The organism is Ilumatobacter fluminis, assembly GCF_004364865.1.
Lineage (GTDB): Bacteria > Actinomycetota > Acidimicrobiia > Acidimicrobiales > Ilumatobacteraceae > Ilumatobacter > Ilumatobacter fluminis.
The window spans coordinates 4,735,706-4,752,788 of record NZ_SOAU01000001.1; the positions used below are offsets into that span (position 1 = coordinate 4,735,706).

Annotated in this window: 14 protein-coding genes; 6 read left to right on the forward strand and 8 right to left on the reverse strand. The window is 68.7% G+C overall.

Going from position 1 to position 17,083, the window contains the following annotated elements:
• Positions 1 to 2: 2 nt before the first annotated feature.
• Positions 3 to 1,406, reverse strand: coding sequence for a DNA-methyltransferase (locus BDK89_RS21365; RefSeq protein WP_133870889.1), 1,404 nt, complete (start codon positions 1,404 to 1,406; stop codon positions 3 to 5).
• Positions 1,407 to 1,470: 64 nt separating this feature from the next.
• Positions 1,471 to 2,904, reverse strand: coding sequence for a hypothetical protein (locus BDK89_RS21370; RefSeq protein ID WP_133870890.1), 1,434 nt, complete (start codon positions 2,902 to 2,904; stop codon positions 1,471 to 1,473).
• A gap of 43 nt (positions 2,905 to 2,947) precedes the next feature.
• On the opposite strand from BDK89_RS21370, the gene BDK89_RS21375 reads away from it, so the two are divergent.
• The gene (locus BDK89_RS21375) at positions 2,948 to 3,127 is read left to right on the forward strand and encodes a hypothetical protein (protein WP_133870891.1); all 180 of its coding nucleotides are present in this window, start codon (positions 2,948 to 2,950) and stop codon (positions 3,125 to 3,127) included.
• Positions 3,128 to 3,178: 51 nt separating this feature from the next.
• Here BDK89_RS21375 and ccrA read toward each other — a convergent pair whose 3' ends face one another.
• A complete protein-coding gene (ccrA, locus tag BDK89_RS21380; protein WP_133870892.1) occupies positions 3,179 to 4,516 on the reverse strand; it encodes a crotonyl-CoA carboxylase/reductase in 1,338 nt (445 codons plus the stop codon).
• 135 nt (positions 4,517 to 4,651) lie between these two features.
• Here ccrA and BDK89_RS21385 point away from each other — a divergent pair, with 135 nt between their 5' ends.
• Complete coding sequence (locus BDK89_RS21385) at positions 4,652 to 5,353, forward strand: TetR/AcrR family transcriptional regulator (protein ID WP_133870893.1); 702 nt, start codon at positions 4,652 to 4,654, stop codon at positions 5,351 to 5,353.
• 20 nt (positions 5,354 to 5,373) lie between these two features.
• Entirely contained in the window at positions 5,374 to 6,819 is a 1,446-nt protein-coding gene (locus tag BDK89_RS21390) for a hypothetical protein (protein ID WP_133870894.1), read from the forward strand.
• Between the two features lie 10 nt (positions 6,820 to 6,829).
• On the opposite strand, the gene BDK89_RS21395 is transcribed toward BDK89_RS21390, so the two are convergent.
• Both BDK89_RS21395 and BDK89_RS21400 read right to left on the reverse strand, forming a co-directional pair.
• On the reverse strand, positions 6,830 to 7,966 hold the full coding sequence (locus BDK89_RS21395; RefSeq protein ID WP_166657763.1) for an ABC transporter permease: 1,137 nt from the start codon (positions 7,964 to 7,966) through the stop codon (positions 6,830 to 6,832).
• Entirely contained in the window at positions 7,963 to 8,895 is a 933-nt protein-coding gene (locus tag BDK89_RS21400; protein ID WP_133870895.1) for an ABC transporter ATP-binding protein, read from the reverse strand. Before BDK89_RS21400 ends, BDK89_RS21395 begins: the two co-directional genes overlap by 4 nt.
• Positions 8,896 to 8,987: 92 nt before the next feature.
• Between BDK89_RS21400 and BDK89_RS21405 the strand changes: the two genes are divergently transcribed.
• On the forward strand, positions 8,988 to 10,169 hold the full coding sequence (locus BDK89_RS21405) for an acetyl-CoA C-acetyltransferase (RefSeq protein WP_133870896.1): 1,182 nt from the start codon (positions 8,988 to 8,990) through the stop codon (positions 10,167 to 10,169).
• Positions 10,170 to 10,579: 410 nt separating this feature from the next.
• A complete protein-coding gene (locus BDK89_RS21410; protein ID WP_166657764.1) occupies positions 10,580 to 11,194 on the forward strand; it encodes a YggT family protein in 615 nt (204 codons plus the stop codon).
• A 7-nt stretch (positions 11,195 to 11,201) separates the two neighbouring features.
• Here BDK89_RS21410 and recR read toward each other — a convergent pair whose 3' ends face one another.
• Positions 11,202 to 11,810 carry a recombination mediator RecR gene (recR, locus tag BDK89_RS21415; protein ID WP_133870898.1) on the reverse strand — a complete coding sequence of 203 codons (609 nt, stop codon included), beginning with the start codon at positions 11,808 to 11,810 and terminating at the stop codon, positions 11,202 to 11,204.
• Positions 11,811 to 11,814: 4 nt separating this feature from the next.
• Positions 11,815 to 13,728 (reverse strand): DNA polymerase III subunit gamma/tau, encoded by a 1,914-nt coding sequence (gene dnaX / locus BDK89_RS22285; RefSeq protein ID WP_133870899.1) that lies wholly within the window; start codon positions 13,726 to 13,728, stop codon positions 11,815 to 11,817.
• Positions 13,729 to 13,850: 122 nt separating this feature from the next.
• On the opposite strand from dnaX, the gene BDK89_RS21425 reads away from it, so the two are divergent.
• Positions 13,851 to 15,797 (forward strand): copper resistance CopC/CopD family protein, encoded by a 1,947-nt coding sequence (locus BDK89_RS21425; protein WP_166657765.1) that lies wholly within the window; start codon positions 13,851 to 13,853, stop codon positions 15,795 to 15,797.
• Between the two features lie 88 nt (positions 15,798 to 15,885).
• On the opposite strand, the gene BDK89_RS21435 is transcribed toward BDK89_RS21425, so the two are convergent.
• The gene (locus tag BDK89_RS21435; protein ID WP_133869509.1) at positions 15,886 to 17,034 is read right to left on the reverse strand and encodes an IS30 family transposase; all 1,149 of its coding nucleotides are present in this window, start codon (positions 17,032 to 17,034) and stop codon (positions 15,886 to 15,888) included.
• Between the last annotated feature and the right edge of the window lie 49 nt (positions 17,035 to 17,083).

Consider the following 17,083-nt stretch of genomic DNA (forward strand, 5'->3'; position numbering starts at 1 on the left):
CGTCACCAGAAGCCGGGGAGCGACTCGGTCGTGCCGTCGGCGTACCGGGCCAATCGCTCGAGCGCATCGTCGTCGAACACGTCGATCACGTCGTGCAGTGCGTCGGCGCCGGCCGACCGGATCGCCTGGTCGAACTCGGTGCGGCGTCGCGGCAGCTCCGAGGTGAGCACCAGGACACGTTCACCGGCGCCGCGCAGCGCGTGCGCGTGTCCGAGGGTGCGCCAGACGGCGTCGGCCGAGTTGAGACCACCCCGGTAGCGGGTGAACGGGCCGCCGATCAGGACGACCCATCGCGTCTCGGTGCGGTCGTGCACGACGTACGGCGCCGTGACGCCGACTCCCTTGATGCGGACGTTCGGACCTTCGATCGATCCGAAGCCAGCGCCTTCGAGCACCTGCTGGACCCGCTCCTTCGACCCGGCCTGTCGCTCCTCGATGAGCTCGATCGGGTGACCTTCGTCGTCGAGTCGAGCGGCGGCGAGTTCGAGATAGCCGGGATCGAGGTCGTACCCCACGTACCGACGGCCGAGCCGCGACGCTGCGACGAGCGTCGAACCACTGCCGACGAACGGGTCGAGGATGAGGTCGTCCTGGAAGGTGTAGAGCTCGATCAGCTTCTCCGGGAGTTCGACCGGGAACGGGGCGGGATGACCGACCCGCTTCGCGGACTCGGTCGGTGTCTGCCAGACGTCGAGGGTCAGTGCCATGAAGTCCTCGGTGCTGACCGTCGACCGGTGCGGCAGATCCCGTTTGGCGCGTTCATCGGCCGACAAGGCGCGTTGGAACCGACCCTTGCTCGCGACGATGACTCGCTCGGTGACGTCGCGGAGCACGGGGTTCGTCGCGGTTCGGAACGACCCCCACGCACAGCTCCCGCTTGCACCGGCACCCTTCTGCCACACGATCTCGCCTCGCAGCAGCAGACCGAGCCGGTCCTGCAGGATGTGGATCACGTCGGCGGCGAGCGAGCGGTACGGCTTGCGGCCGAGGTTGGCGACGTTGACGGCGATCCGCCCGCCGGGCTCGAGCACGCGGACGCACTCGGCGAACACGTCGTGCAGCAGATCGAGGTACTCGAGGTACGACGACGGCACGCCGTCGCGTTCGAGTTCCTCCTCGTACTGCTTGCCGGCGAAGTAGGGCGGCGACGTGACCACCAACGCGACCGACCCGTCGGCGACGGTGTGCATGTCGCGGGCGTCGCCGCACACCAGCGGCTCGTCGACCGGCTTCGGGTCGAGCACCGTGTCGTCGTCGTCGAGCACCGGCGCCTCGAAGCGGCCGTAGAAGCCCGAGGCGTCGTGCGACTCGCGCTTCGACACCCCGAAGTTCGAGGTCGTCGTGGCGCGTCGAGGCTCGTCACCGGTCGCGCGAGGGGCGCGCGCGGGGACACTCGATTCGGCCATCCGCTCAGACTACGTGGCCGGTCGCGCGTGCCGCGCGATGGTCGATGGCGATCGTGTGACGCGTCTACTCGGGGACGAAAGCGATCAGATCGTCGGGCTCGCCGAGCGCCGTCAGGCTCACCGGTTCACCGACCTGGAGGTCGTCGTCGACGACGATCAGATCGGTCTCGCCGTCGAGCACGCGGACGATCGTCGCACCGTCGGGTCCGAGGACGATCCGGTCGTACTCGCCGATGGGTGCGGTGCCCTCGGGGTCGATGAGGACGGCGTCGGCGGTCACGTGCCCGAGCACGCGGCAGCCGTCGGCCGAGACGCCGGCGAGTTCCTCGACGGTGGCGAGGTCGGCGAGCTGTTCGCCCGACTCGAGATCGATGATCGAGTGATAGCCGCCGGGTCCGCCGACCGGGAAGCACGTCCAGGTCGGCTCGGGCGGGGTCGGGTCGACGGCGTTCGAGAACGTCGTCGTGAACAGGGTGCGTCCGTCGAGGTCGACCACCGCGACGAACGTCGCGCCGCCGACGGCCAGCCGCTCGCCGCCCGCGGTCGGGGCGACCCACTCGATCGCGGCGCCCGCCGGCACGGCGATGGCGCCCAGACGTTCGGCGGTGTCGTTGCCCGACTCGATGCGGTACACCTCGCCCCCGACGGCGACCATCGTGAGGCGGTCGCCATCGAGCACGCCGATGCTGCCGGCGGGAATGTCGGTCGGGACCGTGGCTTTCGTGGTCCGGTCGAGCGCCATCAGTGACACGTCGGCCTGGAGCCCGACCGTCTGACTCGTCGCGACCAGCTCGTCACCGACGGCGATCGGTTGGTCGGCGAGGAAGACCGGTGCGTCGCCGTCGGGGCGGACCACGATCGTCTGGAAGTTCGCGGCGTCGGCGATGGCGAACATCGAGCCGTCGTCGTTGGTGCGCAACGTCGCCAGGAACATCTTCGGATCGATGGGCGACGATGCGAGTGCGAGGCCGCCGATGTCGATCACCGACCGGTTCGTCAGGTCGATCAGGCTGACGTCTCCACCGGTGGGGACGCCGGCCGCGAGGAACGTCGGACCGTCGGTACGCACGGTCGCGATGTCGGCCGAGGCCGGGAGGTCGACCACGACCGGTTCGGCGTCGTCGCCCGGCTCGGGCAACACGGTGAGGGTGCGGCTGTTGGCGAGCGCCAGGATGCCGTCGCCGGCGTACAGCGAGCCGGTGCGCCCGTGGCCGGGCGACTCGGCGGTCACCTCGCCGTCGGCGTCGACATAGGTGACGTCGCCCGTGCCGCGGTCGACGAGGGCGATCGCTTCCCAACCGACCCGGTCGCGGTCGAGCGACGACTCACCACCGCCGAACCAGCGCCAGCCGACGACCGCGGCGGCGAACACGAGGGTCACGATGCCGGTGCCGACGAGCATGCGGCGTGCCGCGTAGTTCGGCGGCTTGGGCATGGCGCGCTGCCGGCCGGGCCGGGCGGCGCCGTCCGTGGGGGTACTCGATGGCCCGTCCGACACGGCATCGAACGGTAGCAATGCTGCGAGGGATATGGTGCCGTTCGTGGAGTTCGTGTGCCCTCGTTGCTCGTCGACCGTCGAAGCCCGGTACTACGGGCCGTGCTCGACGTGCCGCGACCAGCTGCGCGACGTGTTCCGCAGCGAGGGTCGCGTCGTCGAGTTGGCCGAGTACGAGCCCAAGATGAACGTCACCCCCAACGCCGTCGCCCTCAAAGACGACTGACGCACCTGCACGGATGGGCCCTGACCCCGTCGGTGCGGGGTCGAGGACGGTTCAGCGCTTGGTGCGGTAGCGGGTGATGTTCGCTTCGCCGACCTGCTCGCGGAACTCGGGATCGTCGATACCGAGGCCTTCTTCGGGCGCGAGGCACAGCACGCCGAGCTTGCCCTCGGCCTCGTTGCGGTGCACCGCGAGCGAGGCGGCGCCGACGTGCTCGAGGTCGTAGACGTCGCTCATGATCGGGTGGATCCTGCCCTGACTGATGAGCTTGTTGGCGGCCCACGCCTCTTCGTAGTTGGCGAAGTGCGACGACAGCAGGCGCTTCAGCTTCATCCAGAAGTGGCGGTTGTCGAACTCGACCATGTAGCCCGACGTCGCAGCGCAGGTGACGACGGTACCGCCGCGCTTGACCGCGAAGATCGAGGCGCCCATCGTCGAGCGGCCCGGGTGCTCGAACACGATGTCGGGGTCTTCGCCGATGAGTTCGCGGATCTTCTTGCCGAACCGGCGCCACTCCGACTCGTCCTGGGTGTGTTCGTCGGACCAGAACTGGTAGCCCTCGGCGCGGCGGTCGATGACGGCCTCGCAGCCCATGTCGTTGAGGAGCTGGGCACGTTCGGGCGACGACACGACACCGATCGGGGTGCCGCCACCGTTGAGCACGTACTGGATCGCGTAGCCGCCGATGCCGCCGGTGGCGCCCCACACCAGCACGTTGTCGCCCTGCTTCAGGTTGGCGCCGTTGTGGCTGACGAGCATGCGGTACGACGTCGAGTTGCACAGGGCGTTCACGGCGGCCTCTTCCCACGTGAGGTGGGCCGGCTTCGGCATCAGCTGGTTCGCCTTCACGATCGACAGGTCGGCGAGGCCGCCGAAGTTCGTCTCGAAGCCCCAGATGCGCTGGTTGGCGGCGAGCATCGAGTCGTCGTGCGCCGAATGGTCCTGGTCGTCGACGTGGTTGCAGTGCACGGTGACCCGGTCGCCCGGCTTCCAATTGCGGACGGCGGAGCCGACCTGCAGCACGACACCCGAGGCGTCGGAGCCCATGATGTGGTACGGCTGCGCGTGGCGCGCCGCCCACTCCGACTCGCGGGCGAGGCGGTCGAGGAACCCGAACGTCGGCAGCGGCTCGAAGATCGACGTCCACACCGTGTTGAAGTTGATCGAGCTCGCCATGACGGCGATGTAGACCTCGTCGGGGGCGAGTTCGGGCGTGGCGACCTCGTCGATGTGAATCGACTTCGTCGGGTCCTTCTCGGACGATTCGACCCCCTCGAACATGTCGACCTCGTCGCGCTTCACGAACGCGGCCCGATACGACTCGGGGATCGAGAGGTTGGCCAGTTCGTCGCCGGAGGCGCCGGCCTGGATGGCTTCGAGGATGTGCTGCATGTCGCTGGAGCTCCGTGGGAAAGGGGTCGGCCGGTGTCCCGACCGAGTGGGGCTAACGAGGATTAGCCGAATGGTAGCGCGTGGTGGCTAATGAGTGTTAGCCGAACGGGCCGTTTGCGCGTAACGTGTCGGACGATGACCCTCGGAGAACGATCCACGGGCGGCCGCACCCACGTGCCGAGCGCCGCCGAACGGCAGGCCGATCCGGCTGCGCCGAAGGGTCGCTCGTCGGGCCGTCCCTCCGACCGCCACGGCGAGATCCTCGACGCCGCACTCGAACTGTTCGCCACGATCGGCTACCGGGCGACCACGATGTCGCAGATCGGCGACCGGATCGGCATCCGCGGTCCGAGCCTCTACAAGCACGTGCACTCCAAGCAGGAGATGCTCGTCGAGATCATGGCCGGCATGATGGAAGAACTGCTGCGGCGCCAGCGCGCCGCGCTCGATGCCGGCGGCGACGTGCGCGAGCGGCTCGAGCGGATCACGGCGGTCCACGTCCAGTACCACGCCGAGCACCGGTACGAGGCGTTCGTCGGGCACCGTGAGATCGACAGCCTCGAAGAGCCCGAACGCAGCCGGATCCTCGATCTGCGGCGCGAGTACGAGTCGCGTTTCCGTGAACTCGTGCAGGAGGGGCGTGAGCACGACGTGTTCGGCGCCTCGTCTGACCGGTGGGCGTCGTACGCCATCCTCGACATGGGCATCGGTGTCTCGGCCTGGTACAACCCGAGCGGTTCGGTCGGCCCCGACGAACTCGCCGCCACCTACGCCGAGTTCGCCGTGCGCATGCTCGGCGCCGGTGAGGCCGAACCGGCTCCGCGACGCAGCGCCTGAACACGCGCGACAATGCGACGATGTCGACCCGCTGGACCGCTGCGCTCGTCGCGGCCGCGTTCGGTATCGCGACGTTCCTGCTGGGGCTGACACGGGTCGGCGACGAACCGTTCTGGATGGACGAGGCAGCCAGCCGTTACTTCGTCGATCGGCCGTTGCGCGACCTGCTGCGCGTGATCTGGCGACAGGAATCCGGCCAAGGGCCGTTCTACCTCATGCTTTGGCTGTGGCAGCACGTGACCGACTCCGACGCCGGGCTGCGCGTCGTCGCCGTGGCCGGTGGCTCCGTCGCCGTGGCTGCGGCCGTGTGGTTCGCCCGGCGCTGGTTCGGGTGGGCGGTGGCCATCGGTACCGGGGCGATGCTGATGATGAATCCGTTCTTCTTGCGGTATCTCACGGAGCTGCGCGGCTACTCGTGGGCGATGGCGTTCGCGACGATCGCCGCCGGGTCAGCCGTCGAGTTGGTGCTGCGACCGAGATGGGGCTGGTCGATCGTGGCCGGACTGGCCGCCGGACTCGCCATCGGCACGGTCTTGATGACCGCCTTCTGGTTCCTCGTGCTCGCGGTCGCGCTCGCGGCGGTGTCGTGGCGTTCGGTCGACACCGCTCGACTCCGGCTTGCCGCGGTCACGGTGCTCCTCTCCGTCGTCGTCGCCGCCCCGTTGCTCAACGCCACCAGATTCCGGAGCGGCCAGCTCGACTGGGTTCCGGCCACGACGCGACGGCGCCTCGTCTCGACCATGTACGACGTGGCGGGAGGACGCGGATGGTTCTTCGTCGCCGTCGTCGGTCTGGCCGTGTTCACGGTGTCGGTCGTCGTGCTCGACGAGGCGCGGCAACGCGTCGCCGGCGTGGCGGTGCTGGCGATGGCCGTCGGCGGCACCGCTGCGCTCGTCGTCGTGTCGTTCGTCAAGCCGCTCCTGGTCACGCGCTACTTCGCGCCATCGGCCCCCTTCATCGCTCTGGGCACGATCGGTGGATTCGTCGCCGCGGGCCGGTGGGCTGCATCCCGGCTCCCGGCACGGTTCGACACGCTCCGGCGACCGGTCGCGCTCGCACCGACCGTCGGCGTCCTCACGCTGATGTGTGCAGCGTTCGTGCAGTGGGGTGTCTTCACCGACCGTGATCGTGTCGAAGATCCGAGGGCCGCCGTCGAGTTCGTGGAGGCTCGGTTCGACGAGGGCGACGTCGTCGTGATCGATCGCCCGACGCCCGCAATCCTGCGTTACCTCGGCGACCGGCCCGACATCGACCCGGGTTGGATGCCGCCCGATCCCGCGCGCGCCTTCTGGCCGCGTCGACCCTTCGCCGACTACGCCGCCGAGCTCGACGAGGCCGACACGGTGTTCGTCTTCACCTGGAACGGTTGGAACCTCGACCCGGTGGTCGAGCGGCTGATCGCCCGACAGGGCGCCGAGCAGACCCGGTTCGGTCAGGCGATCGTGTGGGTGGTGCCGTCACATTGAGCGCAGGCGATCAGCGCAAGACCTCGCGAAGCGTGAGGCGGCGCCCCGTCCTCACGATGGCCCGCCGGAAGACGATTGCACCGATCCGTGCGGCAGCGAACACGGTGGCGTAGAGCAGGACGGCGGAGAGGGTGTACTCGACGATCGAACCGGCCTCGACCGCGACCCGGTACGGCACGACCATCGGCGACGTCAGCGGGAAATAGGCGAGCACGGTGCCGAGCGTCGAGTCACCCGCCGACAGGGCGGCGAGATAGCCGACGACCAGGATCATCGTCAGCGGCACCACGACCGAGCCCGCTTCCTCCTGGCGCGACACCAGTGAGCCCATCGCGCCGGCGAGCGTGAGGAACAGGGCGAGCCCGCCGATGAACCAGATCGACGATGCGAGCAGGGTCTCCATCAGGCCGGACGGGAGGTCGCCGCCGACGGCGAACTTCACGACGACCGGCGTCGCCGCTGCCGTCAGGGTGAGCAATCCGATGCAGCCGACGCCGATGACCTTGCCGAACAACAGCGATCGGGGCGGCACGATCGCCAGCAGCACCTCGCTGACCCGGTTGGCCTTCTCGACCGCGACACCGCTCGCGACCTGCGACGTGAGGATGACCGTGAGGAGATACAGCACCATGCTGATGAGGAACGCCGACGCCTGCTTCTCGCCACGTTCGGCGTCGACCGGCTCGATCGACGGAGCCGCCGACGCGAACGCCTCGCGCACCTCGGCCGGATCGATCCCGGCGTCGGTCAGACGATCGGCCACGACGCGATCGGCCACGACGCCGGCGACGACGTCGACCAAGACCGAGTTCTCGTCTTCCACGACCAGGACCGGTCGTGGCGCGATCACCACGCCGACGTCGACCTCTTCGGCGGCGATCGCGTCGGCGATGTCGTTGCGGTCGACGCCGACGGAGACCTCGAGTCGCGGGTCGTCGACCGCTTCGAGTGCTTCGGCGAGCCCGAGATCGTCGTCGCCGACGATCATGACCCGATCGTTGTCGTCGCCGTCGGGCAACACCTCGGGCAGCAGCACCAGGGTGAGCGACCCGAGGAAGGTCAGCAACACCAGCGCCCAGATCCCCTTGCGGCGCGCCGCCTCGCGCACCTCGCGTTCGATCACGAGACGGGTGGTCCGGGCGCTCACTGCCGTCCCCCTTCGATCGCGTCCTCGACCGGGTCGACCGTCGTCCGGCCGGTCGCCGCCAGGAAGAGCTCGGACAGGGTCGGTGCCTCGACGCCGAAGTCGGTGATCGGGGCGTGCTGGCGCACTGCGTCGAGCACGTCGGCAGCATCGGTGACGGGCGGGAGCAGCAGTCGCGAACCTCGCGCCGACCGTTCGATCCGGTCGATGTCGAACCTCGACACCCAGCCGTCGTCGACCGGCGCGTCGACACGGAGGTAGCGATCGGAGCTCGCCGAGCGCAGGTCGGCGAGCCGACCACGGAGGACGACCTGACCGCGATCGATCATCACGATCGACTCGCACAGATGCTCCACGAGATCGAGTTGATGACTCGAGAACACCAGATGACCGCCGCCGTCGACGTGGCGACGGATCACGTCCGACAAGAATTCGACGGCGGTCGGGTCGAGCCCGGCGAATGGTTCGTCGAGCACGAGCAGGTCGGGCGTGTGCACCATCGCCACCGCGAGCTGGACCCGCTGCGACATGCCGCCCGAGAGGTCGCGGATCGGGTCGTTCGCTCGTTCGGACAGCCCGAGTCGCTCGAGCAGGTCGTCGGCGCGCTCGCCTGCGTCGCGACGGTCGATGCCGTAGAGCCGCGCGATCCAGACCAGGTGGTCGTGCACCCGCATCTCGCGATAGAGGCCACGCTCCTGGGGCATGTAGCCCCACCGACGGCGGTCGTCGGCGCCCACCGGCCGTCCGTTCCACTCGACCGAGCCGCCGTCGGGGTCGAGCACCCCGAAGACGATCCGCATCAAGGTGGTCTTGCCGGCACCGTTCGGTCCGAGGAGGCCGACGATCGTGCCGGGCGGCACGTCGAGGTCGACACCGTCGAGCACGCGCCGCTGTTCGAACGCCTGGACGATCCCGCGTACAGCCAAGGTCACCGCGACACCCTGCCAGGAAACCGGGCTCGATCCGACGCGGGGCCGAAACCCACGAGTCGATCTCGTTGGCTACCGCGCGGTAACCTCGGCCCATGTCTGGTTCCGTCATCGTTGCCGGCGCTCGTACCCCGATCGGGAAGATGTCGGGCGCCCTCACCTCACTCTCGGCTGCCGAGCTCGGCGGCCACGCCATCTCGGCCGCTCTCGAACGTGCGGGCGTGAGCCCCGACCAGGTCGACCACGTCATCATGGGTCAGGTGCTCATGGCCGGTCAGGGCCAGGTTCCCGCCCGCCAGGCGGCGGTCAACGCCGGTATCCCGATGCGGGTGCCGTCGGTGAACATCAACAAGGTGTGTCTGTCGGGCCTCAACTCGATCTACCTGGCGCACCAGATGATCGCCTCGGGTGACGCGGACATCGTCGTCGCCGGCGGCATGGAGTCGATGACGAACGCGCCCTACCTCGCTCGCGGCGCCCGTGGCGGCTTCCGCTACGGCAACGTCGAACTCGAGGATGCGATCATCCGTGACGGTCTCTGGTGTGCGTTCGATGCTTGCCTGATGGGCACCGCCACCGACGGCTACAGCGCCGGCATCACCCGCCAGCAGATGGACGAGGTCGCCGCTGCGTCGCACGAACGTGCCGCCACCGCCACCAAGGACGGCGTCCTCGCCGACGAGATCGCCCCGATCTCGATCCCGCAGCGCAAGGGAGATCCGGTGCTCGTCGAACACGACGAGGGCGTGCGACCCGGCACCACCGCCGACAGCCTCGGCAAGCTCCGCCCGGCGTTCGTCGACGACGGCACCATCACCGCCGGCAATGCCTCGCAGATCTCCGACGGCGGCTCCGCCGTGGTGATGATGTCGCAGCGCGCCGCTGCCGAGTGCGGTGTCGATCCGCTCGGCGAGGTCGTCAGCTACGGCATGGTCGCCGGACCCGACAACCCGTCGCTCAACCTGCAGCCGGCCAACGCCATCCGCGCCGCGCTCGCCAAGACCGACCTGTCGATCGGCGACATCAGCGTGTTCGAACTCAACGAGGCGTTCGCCGCCGTCGGCATTGCCTCGGCCGACGATCTGGGCATCTCGCTCGACGTCGTCAACCCGAACGGTGGTGCGATCGCCCTCGGTCACCCGATCGGCATGAGCGGCAACCGACTGGCGCTGACGCTGCTGCACGAGCTGCGTCGTCGCGGCGGCGGTGTCGGTGCTGCGGCGCTGTGCGGCGGTGGCGGTCAGGGTGATGCGCTGATCGTGCGCGCCAACGGCTGAAGCCCTTAACGGGGGTCGTGTTCGGTGTCGATCACCCGTCCGGGTGATCGGCGTCGGTGCGGCGTCAGATCTTCCGGCGCTTTTTGACCGCCGTTTGACGTGCAAACGGTTGACACCCGTTCGTCACGTTCGTAACGTAATCGACACATACGACGAGGAACTCTCCCTGAGTGCTCACGTCGTGAACGAGGCGTCATCCGAACCGACCGGCCCGTCCGCCCGCTACCGGTTGGTGAGGATGGCGCCTCGTTCTTTTTCCGGCGACGCGCTGCCATCCGACCACCGTGTCGAGCAGGCATGCCGAGCAGTGCGACGGCCAGTCGACCATCGTGCGCGGTCGGCTGTGTGAGATGCGCGACAATCGACGCATCGATCCGTCGAACCAGTGAGGTACCGCCGTGACGCAACCGATGACTCCCAGCCCCGGACCCCAATCCGGGACGCCGTACTCGACCGTGCCACCGGCCGACGACGGCTCGTACCTGCACCCCGAGAAGCGGGCCATCTTGTGGGTGCTGCGGGCGATCACGTACCTGATCTACGCCTACCTCATCTTCGTCCAGATCATCCTGGCGCTCGGCTTCATCCTGCTCCTGCTCGGGGCCAACCCGTCGAGCGGCTTCGTGGAGTGGTGGTACCGCAACCTCGACCGGGTGATGGAACCGTTCCGTGGCATCTTCACCCCGATCGAGCTCGGTACGACGCAGGGCAACGAGGTCGAGTCGATCTTCGAGACGTCGGTGCTGTTCGCCATGATCATCTACGCGATCGTCGCCATCGCCGTCTCCGCGTTCGCGAGCTGGCTCGGCAAGCGGATGCACCGGCTCGACGTCGAAGATCGTGCGTACCACGAGCGGATGGCCTACGAGCGCCAGGCCTACCTCGATCGGGTCAGCGCCGAGCGGGTCGCCAACACCAACGCTCAGACCGTGGCACAGGCAACGGCACAGCAACCGACGACCCCGGCCGCAACACCCCCCCCGGCAGCACCGCCGCAGCAGCCGCCGGCACCGCCGACCGGCTGAGCCACCGTCAGGCGTCGATCGCGCGGCGCCCCTCGAGTGCCCGACCGAGCGTGAGCTCGTCGGCGTACTCGAGGTCGCCCCCGACGGGTAGCCCGGACGCGATCCGGGTCACCGACAATCCCAACGGCTTCAGGATGCGCGCCAGGTACATGGCCGTCACCTCGCCCTCGGTGTTGGGGTTGGTGCAGACGATGACTTCCTCGACGCCCTCGGGCCCGAGTCGGTTCAACAGTTCGCGGATCTTCAGTTGCTCGGGCCCGATGCCCTCGAGCGGGCTCATCGCGCCGAGCAACACGTGGTAGCGGCCCCGATACTCGCCGGTCTTCTCGATCGCGACGATGTCGCGCGACTCCTCGACCACACAGATGATCGACGAGTCGCGTCGATCGTCGCTGCAGTAGCCGCAGAGGTCGGATTCGGACACGTTGAAGCAGCGCTCGCAGAAACGAACCCGCGCCTTGGCGTCGCGGATCGCGGACGCCAACCGGTTGGCGTCGTCGTCGGACACCTTGAGCAGGTGGAACGCGATCCGCTGCGCCGACTTCGGACCGATCCCCGGCAGGCGACCGAGCTCGTCGATCAGCGCTTGGACGGGAGGGGTGTAGGTGTGCGCCACGGCGTCAGGCTCGATCGTCCGGGATCAACTCGGAGCCGGGGAACGCCTCGGCCAGTCGCTCGACCGGCGTCTTGACCGCCTCGGGCGGCGCATCGGTGAGCTCGGAGAGGTCGATCTCGTCGTCGTCGTCGGGGACGTAGGCGGTGGGTTCCGGTTCGGGGTCGGGCTCCGCCGCAGCGGCTCGGGTCGCACGTTCGAGCGCCGACTCGCGCGGCGCTGCCGGTTCGGCCGGCTGAGCAGCGGGAGCGGGTGCCGGAGCCGGGGCGGTCGCGCCGCCGCCGTTGCCACCGCCACCGCTGATCGTGTTGCCGCCGGCCACGAACCGGATCGAGATCGGCGAGCCGACGGCCGCCGTCAGCGCGGCTTCGACGTCGGACTGGTGCTCGGCGCACTTGGCGCCGTGCGCCTCGTTCGGGACACTGAACGAGGCGACGCCGTCGGCCTCGCCGACGAACTCGCCGGCCGAGTAGAGCGCTCGCACGAGCGGCTTGAGCTGGCTCTTGACCGTGTTCTGCCACGCGTCGGCGACCGACACGCTCAGTGCCGGTGCCGGTGCCGGTGCCGGTGCCGGCGCTGGTGCGGGTGCCGGTGCTGGTGCGGGTGCAGCTGCCGGTGTCGGTGTTGGTGCCGGTGCGGGTGCGGCTGCCGCCGGTTCGGGAGCCGGTGCGGCGGCGGGTGCCTCGGGTGCGGGCTCGGCCGTCTGCTTGGCCGCGGGCTGCGGCCGCCGAGCGGCGCCGCCGAGCTTGGCGCGACCCGTCGACGGATCGCGGGGCACCGGTTCGGCAGCCGGTGCCGCCGCCACGCCTCGTTCGCGCAGCTCCTTGAGCTGTTGTTCGAGTCGCTCGACCCGCGCCGCCACGGCGTCGACGTCGCCGCCGGCCTCGTCGCTCGTGAGCTGCACGAGCGCCACCTCGATCAGGATGCGCGGATCGGGCGCGTGGCGCATGTCGACCAGGATCGAGCCGAGCCGTTCGATCGCCCGCACGAGCCCGGCGGCGCCGAGCTGCTGGGCGCGCGCGGCGAGCGCGTCGACCTGTTCGGCGGGCAGCACCACCAGCTCGGGCGCCATCAGCGACAAGAAACCGTTGCGGAGGTGTCGGACCAGGTCTTCGGTGACCGTGCGCGGGTCGTGGCCCAGGCTCACGGCGTGCCCCATCGCCGTCAGGACCCGGCCGGGGTCGCGTTCGATGAGGCCGTCGACGAACTCGTCGAGGTCGACGACGTCGCCCATGTCGCCACCCGTGGTCGCCAGCAACTCGAGCGCCGACAGGGTGTCACGTGCCGAACCGCCGCCGCGCACGAGTGCGGCGTCGAGCGCCGCCTGCGGCAGCTCGAGACCGGCATCGTCGGCGACCCACTTGACGTGTTCGGCGAGCGCATCGCTCGGCAGCAGGTGGAACTGGAGGTGCTGGGTGCGCGACCGGATGGTGTCGAGCACCTTCTGGGGATCGGTGGTCGCGAGCACGAACACGACGTGGGGCGGGGGCTCTTCGAGCGTCTTCAGCAGCGCCGCCGACGCCTCCTTCGTGAGCATGTGGACCTCGTCGAGGATGTACACCTTGTGGCGGCCCGCGGTACCCAGCGACGCCTTTTCGATGAGGTCGCGCATTGCGTCGATGCCGCGGTTCGAGGCGGCGTCGAGTTCGTGCACGTCGTAGCTGGTGCCGCGTTCGACAGCGAGGCACGAGTCGCACTCGCAGCACGGCTCGCCGTCGACGACGTTGTTGCAGTTGAGGACCTTGGCCAGGATGCGCGCCGAGGTGGTCTTGCCGGTGCCACGCGGGCCGGAGAACAGGTAGGCCTGGCCTTCACGGCCCGTCATCACGGCGTCGCGCAGCGCACGGACGACGTGTTCTTGGCCCTTCAGTTCGCTGAAGCGGCGGGGCCGGTAGCGGCGATAGAGCGACTGGGTTGCCATCGCTGCCAACCCTACCGAGTGGGTGTCGCACCGTCGTGAGGGGTGCTCGCTCACCCTCGCCGCGCGACCCCGGCTCGGAGAGTGCCCGGCTCGCGAGGGGTCCACTGGCTACCGTGGTCGTCGTGGGTCTGCGAACCCGTGTTCCCTCCGAGGCCACCGGACGGCCGAACGTCGCGCTCGTCGCGGCGTACCTCGTCGCGTGCGTGGCCGCCCTCGTCGGCGCCTTCCTCCCGTCGACCGCCGGCGCGCAGGATGCGTCCAACTCTCTGCAGGAGATCACGCCGGCCGACGGTGCCGTGCTCGACACGTCGCCGACCGAGATCGTGCTGGTCTTCACCCAGGAGATCGCCGACGACCAGACGCCGGCCCTGTCGCTGGCCTGCAACCGCGAGACGCAGTCGGTCGGTGACCCGCAGCTCGACGCCGACGCGTTCATCGTCACCTTCGAGGTGCTCGCGCCGGTGCCGCGCGGGTCGTGCTTCGTGTCGTGGTTCCTCCGTGACGCCGAACAGACGGTGATCGCCACCGACACCTCGACGTTCAGCGTCACCTCCGATCCGCCGGTCACCGACGGCACGACCGCCCCCACCGACACCACCGCAGCAGGGTTCGACACGGTGCCCGCGGTGCCGACCGAGGTCTCCACCGCCGACGCCGAGGTCTCCACCGGCAGTACCGACGGCGCGATCTGGCTCGGCCGGATGCTGTCGACGATGGCGATCCTGGTGATCTTCGGATCGCTCGCGCTGATCAGCGTCGGGTGGCCCGAAGGGCCCGAGTACATCGTGACGGTCCGGTTCCTCCGGCTCACCTGGGCCGTCGGCCTGATCGGCACGCTCATCTACGTGGTCGGGTTCTCGGCGCAGTTCGCCGACGGATCGTTCGGCAGTGGGCTCAGTCCGGGCGCGTGGCTCGACCTCAACGACGCCGGCTGGGACGGCCGAGGTGCCCTCCTGCGTCTCGTGTTCGTCGCCGCGTGCGGCTGGGTGGTCGTCCGCCCCGAGCGCATCATCGACCCGACCACGGCGATGTGGGCGTGGCTGATCCCGGGCGCAGCCATCATCACCGTCGCGATGAGCCGCACCGACGGCCCGGCGCCGTTCATCGGGTTCCTGGTCGGCATCGTCCACGTGGCCTCGTCGGCGATCTGGTTCGGTGGCGCAGCGCTCGTGGCGCGCGTCGTCCTGGCCGGTCCGGGCGAGGACGACCTGGTCCAGGCCACCAAGGCGTTCTGCAAGATCTCCGTGCCGGCCATGCTCTTCACCTGCATCACCGGCGTGATCCAGATGGTGCGCCTCGACGGCGGCGACCTGTTCTCGTCGAGCCACGGTCGTGTGGTGCTGCTCAAAGCCGTCGGCGTCGCCGCCATGCTCGCCGTCGCGCTCGCCGCCCGCCAACAGGTGATGCTCCGACTCGATCGTGCGCAAGAGCTGACCGCCCCGGCGGCCGACCGGTTCCGCCGTGCCTTCACCGCCGAGGCGGCGATCGGGGTCGTCGTGCTCATGTTCTCGGGCTGGCTCGTGTCGCTCGAACCGGCCAAGGCCGATCCGCTCGCCGGCGAGGAGTACCTGCCGGCCATGTTCTTCACCGACCCGACGTCGGGGATCGACGCCCGGGTGTCGATCGCACCGGGCCGGGTCGGGCGCAACGGGTTCAAGGTCGAACTCGAGTCGCCTCCCGAGGGCGTCACCGGGCTGTCGCTCCGGTTCGTCCCGCCGAACGATGCAGCGCCGTGCGACGTGGCGACCCAGACCGGCGGTTGTGAGGTGACGCAGCCGATCAACCTGACCGGCGCCGGCACCGCCGTGCTCCTGACCGAGAACGGTCTGCCGCTGGGTGTTCCGGGCACGTGGACACTCGAGGTGTCGGGCGCCACCGGCCAGGGCGTGTTGCAGGGCGCCCAGAACACGTTCCTCGTCGTGTCGGCCGACGGCACCGTCGCCTCGGTGGTCGAGACGACGACCACCATCGCCGGCACCGTGCAGACGAGTGTCGTCCAGTCGCCCGACGACACGGCGGGCTTCGCCACCACCACGACGACGACCACCACCTCGACGACCGTCCCGTAGAACAGATGGGGTCAGGCACCTTCTGTTCGCAACCGAACGGTCGAATTCCAGCCACCTGAACAGAAGGTGCCTGGCTGGATTCCAGTGGTCAGTGCAACACGAGTTGGTCGAAGACTTCTAATGGTGTCAGGAAGCTGTGGCGTTTGCGTGGCCGGTTGTTGAGTTTGTGAGCGATCGCGTCGAGTTGTTCTTGGCTGAACTGGGACAGGTCACTGTCTCTGGGTAGGTATTGGCGTAGCAGCCCGTTGATGTTTTCGTTGCTGCCTCGTTGCCAGGGAGCGTGCGGGTCGCAGAAGTACACCTTCATGTCGGTGGCCATCGTGAACCGGCGGTGAGCAGCCATTTCGGTGCCGCGATCCCAGGTGAGTGTTCCCTGCAGCACGGCCGGCAGGGTTCGGACACGTGCTGCGATCGCGTCCGCGACGTGATCGGCTTGTTTGGTGCCAAGTTTGGACAGCATCACGAGTCCGGTGGTGCGCTCCACGAGCGTGCCGACCTGGGAGCCGTTGTTGCGACCCATGATCAGATCGCCTTCCCAATGGCCAGGCACCAGACGGTCCTCGATGTCGTCGGGACGTTCCGCGATCGACACCAGGTCCGGGATCGAGGACTGGTCCCGGTTCCGAGCCGTGACCGGGCGGGCCCGGCGATGCTGAGGTTGAGTACGTAGACACGCAGCGAGTTCTTTACGGAGCCCGCCCCGACCATGCACATACAACGCTCGATAGATCGTTTCGGGGGACACTCGCATCGTCTCGTCGTCGGGAAACTCGAGCACCAGCCTGGCACTGATCTGTTCCGGCGACCACTGCTCGAGATCAAGCCAGCACGCAACCACCATCGCCAGCAACGGGAACTGCTCGAACTTGAACAACTTCGGTCGCTTCGCACGCTGCTGAGCGGCCAGATGCGCAGCAACCGCCCGATACTCGTCGCGGCCACCGTTGTTGTTGATCTCACGGCCCACCGTTGAACGATGCCGATCAATCCGACGCGCGATCTCAGCGTTGGAAACCCCTTCCACGATCCCACGAGAGATCTCTTCCCGGCCGGTCAACGTCAACCGGCTCACTGATGTGTCACGAACCTGTTTCTCCACCTCGGGATCATGAGCAATCCGACGCACCGTTGTCGAAGACAACCCGAACCGTCGAGCCACCCCAGCTTGTGTGTGACCATCGGCCACCAACAACCACACCCAACAACGAACCTCATCAGCAACACGCTGCCTCGGCATGAACACCTCCAAAAGATCAAGGTGTTGCAACGACCCTCGGAACCCAGCC

Coding starts and splice junctions, on each gene's coding strand:
- BDK89_RS21365 (WP_133870889.1), bottom strand. CDS start 1,406: ATGGCCGAATCGAGTGTCCCCGCGCGCGCCCCTCGCGCGACCGGTGAC.
- ccrA (WP_133870892.1), bottom strand. CDS start 4,516: ATGCAGCACATCCTCGAAGCCATCCAGGCCGGCGCCTCCGGCGACGAA.
- BDK89_RS21385 (WP_133870893.1), top strand. CDS start 4,652: ATGACCCTCGGAGAACGATCCACGGGCGGCCGCACCCACGTGCCGAGC.
- BDK89_RS21390 (WP_133870894.1), top strand. CDS start 5,374: ATGTCGACCCGCTGGACCGCTGCGCTCGTCGCGGCCGCGTTCGGTATC.
- BDK89_RS21405 (WP_133870896.1), top strand. CDS start 8,988: ATGTCTGGTTCCGTCATCGTTGCCGGCGCTCGTACCCCGATCGGGAAG.
- BDK89_RS21410 (WP_166657764.1), top strand. CDS start 10,580: ATGACTCCCAGCCCCGGACCCCAATCCGGGACGCCGTACTCGACCGTG.
- dnaX (WP_133870899.1), bottom strand. CDS start 13,728: ATGGCAACCCAGTCGCTCTATCGCCGCTACCGGCCCCGCCGCTTCAGC.
- BDK89_RS21435 (WP_133869509.1), bottom strand. CDS start 17,034: ATGCCGAGGCAGCGTGTTGCTGATGAGGTTCGTTGTTGGGTGTGGTTG.